8 protein-coding genes and 1 pseudogene are annotated in these 12,530 nt (G+C 72.9%); 3 read left to right on the plus strand and 6 right to left on the minus strand.

The genetic code is table 11. The features are described from left to right. Positions 1-2 precede the first annotated feature (2 nt). A complete protein-coding gene (locus IAG42_RS07570; RefSeq protein ID WP_449657187.1) occupies positions 3-2,414 on the minus strand; it encodes a beta-N-acetylglucosaminidase domain-containing protein in 2,412 nt (803 codons plus the stop codon). A gap of 114 nt (positions 2,415-2,528) precedes the next feature. Further along, positions 2,529-3,029, minus strand: coding sequence for an Lrp/AsnC family transcriptional regulator (locus tag IAG42_RS07575; protein WP_188336261.1), 501 nt, complete (start codon positions 3,027-3,029; stop codon positions 2,529-2,531). Positions 3,030-3,188: 159 nt separating this feature from the next. On the opposite strand from IAG42_RS07575, the gene IAG42_RS07580 reads away from it, so the two are divergent. Beyond that, positions 3,189-4,202 (plus strand): asparaginase, encoded by a 1,014-nt coding sequence (locus tag IAG42_RS07580; RefSeq protein ID WP_188336262.1) that lies wholly within the window; start codon positions 3,189-3,191, stop codon positions 4,200-4,202. A 289-nt stretch (positions 4,203-4,491) separates the two neighbouring features. Here IAG42_RS07580 and IAG42_RS07585 read toward each other — a convergent pair whose 3' ends face one another. From IAG42_RS07585 to IAG42_RS07605, 4 genes are all read right to left on the minus strand, one after another. Beyond that, positions 4,492-5,826, minus strand: coding sequence for a radical SAM protein (locus IAG42_RS07585; RefSeq protein WP_188341239.1), 1,335 nt, complete (start codon positions 5,824-5,826; stop codon positions 4,492-4,494). A gap of 79 nt (positions 5,827-5,905) precedes the next feature. Next, complete coding sequence (locus IAG42_RS07590; RefSeq protein WP_188336263.1) at positions 5,906-6,622, minus strand: pyridoxamine 5'-phosphate oxidase family protein; 717 nt, start codon at positions 6,620-6,622, stop codon at positions 5,906-5,908. Between the two features lie 1,299 nt (positions 6,623-7,921). Then, positions 7,922-9,385, minus strand: coding sequence for an FAD-dependent oxidoreductase (locus IAG42_RS07600; RefSeq protein ID WP_188336264.1), 1,464 nt, complete (start codon positions 9,383-9,385; stop codon positions 7,922-7,924). Positions 9,386-9,429: 44 nt separating this feature from the next. Next, positions 9,430-9,738, minus strand: coding sequence for a hypothetical protein (locus IAG42_RS07605; protein ID WP_188336265.1), 309 nt, complete (start codon positions 9,736-9,738; stop codon positions 9,430-9,432). A 240-nt stretch (positions 9,739-9,978) separates the two neighbouring features. Here IAG42_RS07605 and IAG42_RS07610 point away from each other — a divergent pair, with 240 nt between their 5' ends. Together IAG42_RS07610 and IAG42_RS07615 are read left to right on the plus strand one after the other, a co-directional pair. After that, the gene (locus tag IAG42_RS07610; protein ID WP_188336266.1) at positions 9,979-12,039 is read left to right on the plus strand and encodes an NAD(+) synthase; all 2,061 of its coding nucleotides are present in this window, start codon (positions 9,979-9,981) and stop codon (positions 12,037-12,039) included. Between the two features lie 196 nt (positions 12,040-12,235). Next, positions 12,236-12,514 (plus strand): annotated as a pseudogene (locus tag IAG42_RS07615) (helix-turn-helix domain-containing protein); the annotation flags it as partial. Between the last annotated feature and the right edge of the window lie 16 nt (positions 12,515-12,530).

Genomic DNA, 12,530 nt, shown 5'->3' on the forward strand with positions numbered 1-12,530 from the left:
GGTCAGACAGCCGTGCCGTAGACCCCCATCTCGTAGATCGAGTAGCCCCAGGTCGAGTTCCGCTCGACGCCCTGCATGCGGACGTACGAGGCGGCCTCTCCGCCGGTGAGGCGGACGACGTCGGTGCCGCAGGCGGCCGGGGTGCGGGTGGCGGCGGTGGTCCAGTGGACGCCGTCGGCCGAGGTCTCGATGCGGTACTCGGTGGCGCAGGCGCTCTCCCAGGCGAGGGTGACCGCGGCGACCTTCGTGGGGGCGGCGAGTTTGATCTGCACCCAGGAGTCGTCGGCGTATCCGGAGGCCCAACGGGTCTGGTTCGAGCCGTCGTTGACGTTGGCGGCCTTGAGGCGGTCGAGGTTCTGCTCGACGCTGGAGGCGGTGGCGGTGCCCTTGAGCGCGAGGTTCTCGGAGCCGTCCGCGGAGCCCCACAGCTCGATCACCATGTCGGCCTGGACGAGGAACGTGTCGAGGACGCCGTCGGCGACCTTCACGGGCGCCTTGCCCCAGGTGTTGCGGGCGGGGTCGACCTTGACCGCGGCGGCCTGCTCCTGGAGTTCACGGGCCTGGCCGAGGAGGGTGCGGGCGCGGTCCTCGTCGCCGTCGACGCGCGCGGCGAGCGCGTCCAGCATGGTGACGGTGGCCTTGCCCCACAGGGCGGTCGCGTCGAGCCAGGGCCCCGCGTCGGTCACGAACCCGGCCTGCACGGAACCGGCGCGGATGCGCGCGGGCGCCGCAGCGATCTCCTGCGCGTAGGTCCGCAGACCGGCGACGGCCGCGTCCCGCTCCCCCGCCTTCCAGCGGGTCCAGAACTGGTCGATGCGGGCGTCGAGTTGGGGCGCCTGCTCCTGCCAGGGCTTCGGCCCGAAGGTGGGCGCGAGGTGCTCCAGGTCGGAGAAGACCCGCAGCGCGCCGGCCGCCTCGCGGTCACCGCCCGCGAGGTAGTCCATGGCCTGCTTCCAGGTTGCGTCCGCGTCGTAGGCGCGGTCGTTCCAGGCGAAGGAGGCGGAGCCGAAGACGGCGACCTTGCTGGCGTAGGGCTGGTTCATCGGGTTGGCGACGATGCCGCTCAGGTGCTCGGACAGGCCCGCCTCGCGCTTGTCGTACGGGCCGAGCAGCAGCCGGCCGCTGGTCTGGCCGTAGTCGTTGACCGGGTAGTTGTCCCACACGAAGACCTTGCGGCCGAAGAGCTGGGAGGCGGCGTCGGCCTGCGCGTTCGTGATGGACGGCGGGACGACGTCGGTGCCGGTCCACATGACGACGACGGCCGGGTCGAGCGTGGCGCGCATCGTCTGCTTGTACGCGGTGTCGGTGAGGTCGCCGTACTCGGTGGGCACCATCTGGAGCGGGTGCGCGCCCTCGTGCGTGGCGACGAAGTTCTTCTGGACGTCGTTGAGGAGGTCGACCTGGGCCTTGGCGGCGGCGGCGCGGCCGGGCGCCCCGTACGCGGTCTGGTCGCCCGCGCAGTTCCACTTGGTGTAGCTGATGTCGTCGAGCGGGATGGAGAAGGCGCGGACACCGAGGTCGTAGACGGCCTGGAGCTTCTTCTTCAGGGCGGCGCGGTCGGCCGGGTCCGAGTAGCAGATGGAGCCACCCGGTGAGACGGCGAAGGTGAAGCGGACGTGGTTGGCGTCGGCGCGCTTCACGAGGGTGCCCAGCTCGGTGACCTTGTCGGCCGGGTACGGGTCGCGCCACTTGTCGCGGTGGTAGGGGTCGTCCTTGGGCGCGTAGACGTACGTGTTGGCCTTGACGTCGCCGTAGAAGTCCATCTGGTCGAGGCGTTCGGCGGGCGACCAGGGCTGCCCGTAGAAGCCCTCGATGGTGCCGCGCAGGGGCATCGCCGGCCGGTCCTCGACGCGGGCGCCCGCGATGCGCCAGACGCCGTCGGCCCGGACGAACAGCTGGCGCAGGGTCTGCACGGCGTAGAACTGTCCGGCCGCGTCGGTGCCGGCCAGGGTCACCTGCCGGTCGTCGTCGCGGACGGCGACGCGCAGGGCGTAGCCCTCGGCGGCGTCGGGTGCCTTCGTGTCGCCGAGCGCGCGGGCGATGTCGGGGCGGTCGGCGGGGCCGAGCCGGAGGACCAACTGCCCGTGCGGCAGGGCCGATCCTGGGGCGAGCACGTCGACGCGGTCGGCGCCGTGGGCCTTCAGCTCGCGTACGAGGCGGTCGCGGGCGGCGGCGTCGGTGCGGTCGTCGGCGACGACGGCGACGCGGCCGGTGACCTCGGCGTCGCCGCCCTCGCGGGCGATCTCCCGGGGCGCGGGCGCGACGGAGGGCAGCGGCTGCTCCGCCGCGCGGGCGTCACGGGAGTCGGGGGCGGCCGTGGCGAGGGGGCCGAGGGTGAGCTGGCCGGCGGCCAGGCCGGTGACGAGGAGTGCGATGCCGAGGAGGGTGCGGGATCTCTTGCCGGAGCGCTTCACGGGCAACACCTGTCGTTTTCTGCTCGGTTGACGAGTTCTCACATCAGATACGCGCAGGGGGCGGGCTGTGCGCCACCGTGGCACAGAGCCCGTAGCATGTCTAGACCTCTTGGTCTAGACCTCCTTGGCGTCCTGGGAACTCCTGCCGTTCCCGCGGGCCGGCGGCCCGACCGGCAGCCCCTTCGGCTCCTTGATCCGCTTCATGATGATCTGCGAGTTCACCTCGGTGACCCCGTCGAGGGCGGTGAGCCGCTCGATCCACAGCCGCTCGTACGCCGCGAGATCCGCGACGGCGATCCGCAGCAGACAGCCCGGACTGCCGAAGAGCCGGTACGCCTCGATGACGTCGGGAATGTCCTGGAGCGCCCGCTCGAAGGCCTCGACGGACTCGCGGTCGCGGCGCACCTCGATGGAGACGAGCACCTCGAAACCGCGGCCGACCGCCTCCGGGTCGATGATCGCGCGGTACCCCTGGATGACGCCGTCCTGCTCCAGCTGGCGCACCCGCCGCATGCAGGGCGACGGACTCAGGCCCACCCGCTGGGCGAGCTCCTGATTGCTGAGCCGCCCGTCTGCCTGAAGCTCACGCAAGATATTCAAATCGATCCGGTCCATCGAGCAATTATCCCCCACGCTACGCGCGCAGAAGCGGCAACTTCGCAATCCGATTGCGCGCCGTTCGATTTACCCTTGCGAGGAATCCCCCTGCTCGTCTCGTCTTCCCGACGATCCCTGTCACGCGCCCGTGACCCCGCGACCCGTGAGGCAGCCGCCATGGACACCAAGAACATCACCCTCATCAGCACCGGCGGCACGATCGCCAGCCGCTGGCAGGGCACCGGTTACGCCGCCGACGCGGGCGGCGACACCGTCCTGGCCAGCGCCGCCGTGCCCGACGGGGTCGAGGTGCGGGTGCTCGACCTGTTCAACGTGAACAGCTCGCGGATGACCACCGAGCGCCAGCTCACGCTGCTGCGCACGGTGCGGGAGGTCCTCGCCGACCCCTCGGTCGACGGCATCGTCGTCACGCACGGCACGGACACCCTGGAGGAGTCCGCGTTCCTGCTCGACCTGCACCACGACGACCCCCGCCCCGTCGTGTTCACCGGCGCGCAGAAGCCGCTCGGCGCGACGGACGGCGACGGCCCGGGGAACATGTACGACGCGCTCCAGGTGGCCGCCTCCGTACGCGACCTCGGCGTGCTCGTCGTCTTCGACGGCAAGGTGCACGCCGCGCGCGGCACCGTGAAGACGCAGACCCTCGCCGCGGACGCCTTCTCCGACCCGTCGGCCGACGTGCCGGTGGGCCGGCTCGGCTTCGGCCGGGTCGACATCCGGCGCACCCCGCAGCGGCCCGCGCCGCTGGCCGTGCCGCCCGTCGACACCGCGATACCGCGCGTCGACATCGTGATGCACCACAGCGACGCCGACCCGGCCCTGTTCGAAGCGGCGATCGCGGCGGGGGCGCGCGGGATCGTGCTCGTGGCGACCGGGGCGGGGAACGCGACGCCGGAGTTCGTCGAGGCGGTGGGCTCCGCCGTGCGGGCGGGTGTTCTCGTCGCCGTGTCCACGCGGGTGCCGGCCGGGCCGCTGGCCGAGATCTACACCGGGGGCGGGGCCGTGGATCTGGTGGCGGCCGGAGCGGTGCTCTCCGGAGTCCTCCGGGCCGGGCAGACCCGGGTGGCCGTGCTGTCGGCGCTGCTCTCCGAGGGGGCGGCGGATGTCCGGGGGAAGCTGGTGCGGGAGCTGCTCGGGGTGTCGGAGGGGGCCGTGGCCCAGGCGGCGTGACGCCGTAGCTCCGCCGGCTTCTCCGCCGGGTGCGGCTTGCGTCGTGGCTGGTCGCGCAGTTCCCCGCGCCCCTGAGATGCGCACTCCGTGCGCGATCTCATAGGGCGCACGCAGCGCGCCCCTGAAGGCGCGGCGAAGCCGCATGCCTTCAGGGGCGCGGGACTGTATCCATATGCGGCTCCGCCGCGTGGGCGCGACCAGCCCCCACCCGGGCCGCAGACGGCCACGCGGCGGCGGAGGCCCCCACCGGGCCTCTGCCGGTCACGCGGCGGCAGCGCCACGGCGAGGGTCAGATCTCGACCGACTCCGTGTTCGGGGCGAGGCTGTCCATGAAGGAGCTCACGGAGAAGACCGCGCGGCCGGCGCCGGCGGGGCCGTAACCGGGCGGGGACGAGAGACCGAACTCGTCCATCGTGGAGCGGTACGCGTCGAGCAGCCGGATGTGGTACTCCAGCGGCGCCCCCGCGGGGTTCGCCTTGCCGAGCGGGGTCGTCGGCTCGGGGCACCAGGTCGTGAAGCGCGGGGTGATGCCCTGCGACATGAAGAAGCGCAGCCCCTCGGTCGTGGAGGTGATGGCCTCGTCGACCGTCTTGAAGCCGAAGGGCTCGGCCATCTCGACGCCGGCCACGAAGTTCGGGATCACGTTGCGCGCGCCGAAGATGTCGGCCGAGTCGAGGATCCGCTTGTGCCACTCGTCGCGGCCGACGTACCGCTCCTTGCCCGGGCAGTACATCTTGAACAGGTACTCGTCCCACACCTCGTAGTTGGGGTGGTAGATCTGGATGCCGTAGTCCTTGAAGCGCTGGACGTCGTCCTTCGGCAGCGCCTGGGCGACGACCTTGCCGATCCAGCGGCCCGGGAAGTGCTCCTCGATGGCCTTCGCGTAGCGCCCGTAGAAGTCCGCCTCGTCCAGGCCCTGCACCTTGGACGTGATCGCGCCGCCGGTGAGGGTGTACGCGGTGGAGGACTTCGCGGTGTCGTACTGGTCGATGATCGAGAGCGCCTCCAGCACCTCGTCGACGTCCTTCACGCCCGTGTACGGGCGGCCGGCCGCCTTGTGCTGGCGCCAGTTGTGGTTGATGTCGCAGTACTGGCACTCCTCCTTGGCGCCGAAGTACTGGCAGACGCGGAAGGCGGTCAGGTAGATCAGGTAGCCCCACTGGATGGTCGGGGCCACCTCCATGACCGACTTCCCGTTCGAGAGCTTGTGGCGGTAGTACTCCGGCATCGGGGGGACGCCCACGTCGGCGATGCGCTTGCCGTCGAGGTAGAGGCCGAGCATGCCGTCCTCGTTGGCCGCGACGCGGTACGGGGAGGACGGGTTCACGCGGACCGAGACGACCGTGCGGCGCAGGCCGTAGGGGCCGCCGGTGAGGACGATCTCCTCCGGCGGGCGGCGCAGGGCGGCCTCGCCGAGCTCCGGGAGCGTGCCGTGGTCGAACGAGAAGATGAAGTACGACTTGGGCTTGACCTCGCCGCCCTCGTTGTCGCTGAGCGCCGACGGGTCGAACGCGACGCCGCCGCGGAGCAGGTCCTCCTTGAAGACCGCCTCCTTCGGAACGTGCGGGAAGCGCTCCATCAGGTCCTCGACCAGTGCCGTGCGGCTCTCCGCCTTGTCGGCCATCCCGTCCATCCCGTACACCCACTCCTCGTTCGCTGCCGGGCCGTGCTTCGACCTCTCACGGTATGCCCCCGGTTGTCCCTCAGCCCTGGCGGGTCCCCGCTCGGGCCGTGATGTGGGCCGGCGCCGCGATGCCCACGGGGAGGGCCGGATCCGCGGTGGGGGCGCCCCAGCGGGAGCTCAGGGGCAGGACCCCGGCCCACAGGCCGAGCTCGGCGTCGGGCGAGTCGCCGTCGTCCGGAGGGCCGTCGCTGATCTTGACGGAGGCCTCGTCCAGGGGAAGGGCGAGGAGGGTGGTGGCGGCGAGTTCCTTGCGGCTGGGGCGGCGGGCGTAGTCCCACTGGCCCGGGGCCGTGTGCTCGGTGAGGATGCGCAGGCCCTCGGCCTTCTCGGCCTCGTCGGTGACCTTGCGCGGGGTGCCGTAGATCATCGCGCAGCGGTAGTTGACGCTGTGCTCGAACACGGAGCGGGCCAGGACGAGGGCGTCGACGTGGGTGACGGTGACGCATATCGTCGCGTCCGGGTCGGCGGCGAGGCTGCGGCTGGCGACGGAGCCGTGGAAATAGAGGTGGTCGTCGTCCCGTCCGTAGACGGTCGGTACGACCATGGGGACGCCGTCGACCATGACACCGAGGTGGCAGACGAAACCGGCGTCGAGGATCGCCTCGAGCTCCGAGCGCTCGAAGCGGGCCTTCTCCTTCATGCGGCGCAGGCGGGTGCGGTCGGTGGGGATCAGGGTGCGGGGGCCGGCCTCGGCCTGACTTTGGGGCTGGGTGCGTGATGGTTCCGTGTGGGTCATGCGGCGGAACAGTACCGGGCGCCTCCGGCGGTTGATCATCGGCCCTGTCCAGGAAGTTGAGCCCACCCATTCATCCCCGGGCCCCACCCGTAGCGCCCCCTGACGGGGCCCCGCCCCTCAACCCACCTCCCCCGACACGCTCTCTCCGGGCTCTCCGGGCTCTCCGGGCTCTCCGGGCTCTCCGGGCTCTCCGGGCTCTCCGGGCTCTCCGGGCTCTCCGGGCTCTCCGGGCTCTCCGGGCTCTCCGGGCTCTCCGGGCCAGCGTCTCTCGTCTCCGGCCCGCCAACTCGTGTTACTCGGCACCTCTCGTTGGCCCGCCCCCTTCTCCCACCCTCCCGCCCCCTCCGGGGGCGTCGGCCCGGCGCCCGGCCTCGGGGCAGCGCCCCTGGCACGGGGTACGCATCCCGGCTGCCGGCCTCCAACCCGGATCCGTCTCCGGCCGACCCAGCCTTGGGCCGGCGCCCCTGCCGCGCGTACACATCCCGGCCGACCCAGCCTTGGGCAGTCTGCCGCCTGGGGCGGCACGGGTGGGCAAGGCGGCACCCAGGTGCCGGGTGCGCGATTCGGCGGGCCGCGGCTACAGCGCCACGCGCCGTAGGGGGCCGAGCCCGTCGCCGACCACCGCGCCGTCGTGGCTGGTCGCGCAGTTCCCCGCGCCCCTTAGGGGGCACAGCCACCCCGGCGCCGATGGGCGGGGCGCCCCCGCCGCCGGGCCGACGTCCCCGGAGGGGGCCGGTGGGCGGGAGAGGCCGAGGCAAGAGTGCGCCCCGACGCACTCCGGCGCCCCCCCAGGGGCCCAGCCCGTGGCCGACCACCGCGCCAGCGTCGCTGATCGCGCCCACGCCGCGGAGCCTCATGTCGGACACAGCCCCGCGCGCCTACGGGGCGCACTCGCCCAGCCCTACGGGCTCGGGGCACACCCCATACCCACGCGGCGGAGCCTCATATCGGACAGAGCCCCGCGCCCTAGCTGGGGCAGGCCCGGTGCCGGGCCGACGTCCCCGGAGGGGGCGGGTGGGCGGGAGCGGGGCTTGGGCCAGGGGCACAGGGTGCGGGCTCGCACTGTTGCGCCCCTGGCCGGCCGAGGCCGGCGCGGGGGTGGTGGAGTCTGCCTCTGCCCCTTGCGGGGGCTCCCCCACGCGGGCCCGGAGGTGCCTGCCCCTGCCCCTTGCAGGGGCTCCCCCCACACGGGCCTGGAGGTGGCCTGCCCCTGCCCCTTACGGGGGGCTCGGCCCGTGCGGGCCGAGTGGAGCGCCAGCGCTTCAGGCGGCGTCGGCGTAGGGGCCCGTACCCGAGGGGCTACCGTCGCGCCGCCTCGTGGCCGGCGCGGCGGCCGAAGAAGGTGCCGTCGCCGAGGGAGGCCCCGCTGGCGTAGCCGCCCGTGGCGATGCCGGTGGTGGCGCGGCCGGCGGCGTAGAGGCCGGGGAGGGGGCTGCCGTCGACGTGGAGGACGCGGCCCTCCGTGTCGGTGGTCAGGCCGCCCAGCGCGAAGCCGGCCGTACGGGGGCTCAGGTCGACCGCGCCGAGCGGGCCCTTCAGGGGGCGCAGCCAGGCCGCCGCCTTGTGGTGGACGGGGTCGCGGCCCTGCTCGGCGTGGCGGTTGTAGAGGTCGAGGGTCGATTCGAGGGCGCCTTCGGGCAGGCCCATGGCGGAGGCCAGCTCGGTGGGTGTCTCGGCGACGACCGTGGGGGACGTACGCAGTTGTTCGGCGGCCCGCGTGGCGGCGTCGGCCTCCTCGAATCCGGTCTCGTCGAGGACGAGCCAGCAGCCGTTGCCCTGGTGGAGCAGGGATGCCTGGCCGATGCGGCCCGCGTAGGTGTCCTCGTTGATGAACCGCTGCCCGTGGGCGTTCACGACGATGCCCCGGATCAGGTGCTGCGGGTCGACGCCGACGGCGACCTCGCAGGCGTCGAGATGGCTGACCTGCGCGCCGAGCGCCTGGCCGAGCCGGATGGAGATGCCGTCGTGCTCCTCGACGGCCGCGCCGGGCCGCCCGCTGAGCCGGGGCGTGTGCGCGCCGACCATGGCCTCGTCGTAGGTGAAGGACCCGGTGGTGAGGATGACGCCGCGCCGGGCGCGGACGTGGAGGGTGCGGCCGAAGGAGCGGGCCCGCACTCCGCACACCCGGCCGTCGGCGGCGACGACCAGTCCGTCGACGCGGGTGTCGTAGCGGGCGGTGACGCCGAGCCGGGACGCGGTGCGCACGAGGGGTTCCATGAGGAGCCGGCCCCGGCCCTGTTCCCCGTTCGGGGCGCCGGTGAGCGGCCCCGCGCAGGGCAGGTGGCCGCGAGGCGCCGGGTCGGCGATCGCGGTGAACGGGTGGGCGTTCTCGCCGCCCGAGTACATGAGGCCCTCGTCGCCGTACGCCTCCCAGGCCGGCTCGCCGAAGAACGCGGGGCGGAAGGCCACTCCGCAGGTGCCGGTGAGCCAGTCGTAGTGCTCGGGGCTGCCCTCGCTGTAGAGGCGGATCTTGTGCGGGTCGCCACCGGGGCCGAGCGCGGCGGTGAGGAACGCGGCCATGTTCGCGGGGGTGTCGTCGTAGCCGCAGGCCCGCTGGAGCGCGGTGCCGCCGCCGAGGTAGATGAATCCGCCGGACAGCGCGGCTGCCCCGCCCCAGCCGCCGGCGCGTTCGAGGACGAGGACCTCGGCGCCCTGCTGCGCGGCGGCGACCGCGGCCGCGGCGCCGGCGACGCCGTACCCGGCGATCACCACCTCCGCGTCGGCGTCCCATTCCGGAACCGTGCTCTCGTCGATCGGCCGCATCCGTACGCTCCTGAGGCTGGGGCTGCTCGTGGACGTGCCGGAGGCTAGGGGCCGGGACGGGTCGGGCGCGGCCGCCGTTCCCGGTCACCGGGACGAGGAGCCGCCCTCAAGGAGACGCGGGCCGGACCGGAGCGGTGCGGGATGCCGAGCTGGTGGCTGACGGTGGCGGGTGCCAGGCCGTTGCGGCGGGCGAGTTCGCCGGTGGTGCGCGGGGTGTCGGGGTCGGCGAGGAGCGCGGCGCGGCTGCGGCCGATGGGCCGGCCGGTGGCGGGCCCGCGCGGCCGGTCGAGGGCGGTGCCGAGGCCGGCGGCCGGGTGGTGGAGCACGACCTCGCCACCGGGTTCGCGCCGCACGCAGATGTCGGCGCCGCGCGCGGGGGGGCACGAGGACGCCCCCCTCGCCGGTCGGTGTACACGAAGCCGGCGACCGGCCACCGCTCCGCGTTCGTGGTCGGTCTCGGATTCATGCGCGAGCACGGCCGCCGGCCGGCGCTGCACGACCGGAACACCGCCCTGAAACAGCCGGGCCCCGGCCGTCTGGGGGCGGCCGGGTCCCGCCGCGCAGCGCCCGGGGGCGGTTGACATGATGGGCGGGTGAACTTCCGGTCGATCTACTCCCAAGGTTTCGCCCGCGTCGCCGCCTGCACGGGGCACGCCGCGATCGCCGACCCGCTCGCCAACGCCGAGGCGGTCCTGCGCCAGGCGCGGCAGTGCGCGCGGGACGGTGTCGCGGTCGCCGTCTTCCCCGAGCTGGGCCTGACGGGCTACTCGATCGAGGACCTGCTGCTGCAGGACCCGGTCCTGGACGATGTCGAGGCCGCGCTCGCCGAGGTCGTGGCGGGCTCCGCGGACCTGATGACGGTGCTCGCGGTGGGCGCCCCGCTGCGCCACCGGCACCGGATCTACAACTGCGCGGTCCTGATCCACCGCGGCCGGATCCTCGGTGTGGTCCCGAAGTCGTACCCGCCGAACTACCGGGAGTTCTACGAGCGCCGCCAGATCGCGGGCGGCGACGACGAGCGGGGCGGCACGATCCGGGTCGGCGGCGCGGAGGCCCCGTTCGGCACGGACCTGCTGTTCGCGGCCGAGGACGTGCCGGGGCTCGTGCTGCACGCCGAGGTGTGCGAGGACATGTGGGTGCCGGTGCCGCCGAGCGCCGAGGCCGCGCTCGCCGGGGCGACGGTGCTGCTGAACCTGTCGGGCAGCCCGATCACGGTGGGCCGCGCCGAGGACCGCGGGCTGCTGTGCCGCTCGGCGTCGGCGCGCTGCCTGGCCGCGTACGTGTACTCGGCGGCGGGCCTCGGGGAGTCGACCACGGATCTGTCGTGGGACGGCCAGACGATGGTCTACGAGAACGGCGCGCTGCTCGCCGAGACGGAACGCTTCGCGCAGGGCGACCAGTTCGCGGTGGCGGACGTCGACCTGGACCTGCTGATGCAGGAGCGGCGCCGGATGGGCACGTTCGACGACAACCGCCGTACGCACGCGGCCCGCACCGGCGACTTCCGCCGGGTCGGCTTCGAGCTGGCGGCGCCGGCGACGGACTTCGGTCTGCGGCGCCGTGTGGAGCGTTTCCCGTTCGTGCCGGCGGACGCGGAGCGGCTCGCGCAGGACTGCTACGAGGCGTACAACATCCAGGTGTCGGGGCTGGTGCAGCGGCTCGGTTCGATCGGGAACCCGAAGGTCGTGATCGGGGTGTCGGGCGGTCTGGACTCGACGCACGCGCTGATCGTGGCGGCCCGCGCGATGGACCGCATGGGCCGGCCGCGCACCGACATCCTGGCGTACACGATGCCGGGCTTCGCGACGAGCGACCACACGAAGTCGAACGCGCACCAGCTGATGGAGTCCCTCGGGGTGACCTCGGCGGAGCTGGACATCTCGGACACGGCGCGGCTGATGCTGAAGGAGATGGGCCACCCGTTCTCGGAGGGCGAGCCGGTCTACGACGTCACGTTCGAGAACGTGCAGGCGGGTCTGCGCACCGACTACCTGTTCCGGCTGGCGAACCAGCGCGGCGGCATCGTGCTCGGCACCGGTGACCTGTCCGAGCTGGCGCTCGGCTGGTGCACGTACGGCGTCGGCGACCAGATGAGCCACTACAACGTGAACTCGGGTGTGCCGAAGACGCTGATCCAGCACCTGATCCGGTGGGTGGTGAGCAGCGGGCAGTTCGGTGACGAGGCCGGCAAGACGCTCACGGCGATCCTGGACACGGAGATCAGCCCCGAGCTGGTGCCCGGCGAGGAGCTCCAGTCGACGGAGTCGAAGATCGGCCCGTACGCGCTGCACGACTTCACGCTGTTCCACGTGCTGCGGTACGGGTTCCGGCCGACGAAGATCGCGTTCCTGGCGTGGCACGCGTGGCGGGACAAGACGGCCGGTGCCTGGCCGCCCGGCTTCCCGGAGGAGGACCACAAGGAGTACGACCTCGCGGAGATCCGGCACTGGCTGGAGTACTTCTGCAAGCGCTTCTTCCAGTTCGCCCAGTTCAAGCGGTCCGCGATGCCGAACGGGCCGAAGGTGTCGGCGGGCGGTTCGCTCTCCCCGCGCGGCGACTGGCGGGCTCCGTCGGACGGGAACGCGCGGGCGTGGCTGCGGGATCTGGAGCGCTGGTCGCCGGCCGAGGTGGAGTCCGACGGGTCACCGGTCTAGTCGCCCTCAACTGTGCGGGATTCGCTACCGGGATTCATTCGCAGTGCTCCGGCCTTCAGCCCGGGGGTGAAGCGATTCTGGTCGTGGCGACGCGGAGCGTCGCGGTGGCCTTCCGTCGGAGCCGGAGACTCGCTGCCGGGAGGGTGGCGGATCGCTCACACGCTCCCAGCGACGACACGAGTTCGCGTTGCCTAGTGTGATCGTCACGCAACTCCGGTACGCCTTCAGGCTGTACCCGAACGCCGTCCAACAGGCCGCGTTGGCCAGGGCGTTCGGGTGCGCCCGCGTCGTGTTCAACGACGCGGTGCGCGCCCGCGAGGAAGCACGCAGGGCCGGGCGGGCGTTTCCGACGGCCGGTGACCTGTCGAAGAAGCTGATCACGCAGGCGAAGCGGACGAAGGAACGGTCCTGGCTGGGCGAGGTCTCCGCCGTGGTGCTCCAGCAGTCCCTGCGCGACGTCGAGAGTGCAGTGCGGCGTTGATGTCCCGGTC

This window comes from Streptomyces xanthii, from assembly GCF_014621695.1.
Lineage (GTDB): Bacteria > Actinomycetota > Actinomycetes > Streptomycetales > Streptomycetaceae > Streptomyces > Streptomyces xanthii.

Excerpts from the sequence above, each read along its gene's own strand:
- IAG42_RS07575 (WP_188336261.1), bottom strand. The coding sequence starts at position 3,029 with ATGGACCGGATCGATTTGAATATCTTGCGTGAGCTTCAGGCAGACGGG.
- IAG42_RS07580 (WP_188336262.1), top strand. The coding sequence starts at position 3,189 with ATGGACACCAAGAACATCACCCTCATCAGCACCGGCGGCACGATCGCC.
- IAG42_RS07585 (WP_188341239.1), bottom strand. The coding sequence starts at position 5,826 with ATGGCCGACAAGGCGGAGAGCCGCACGGCACTGGTCGAGGACCTGATG.
- IAG42_RS07590 (WP_188336263.1), bottom strand. The coding sequence starts at position 6,622 with ATGACCCACACGGAACCATCACGCACCCAGCCCCAAAGTCAGGCCGAG.
- IAG42_RS07600 (WP_188336264.1), bottom strand. The coding sequence starts at position 9,385 with ATGCGGCCGATCGACGAGAGCACGGTTCCGGAATGGGACGCCGACGCG.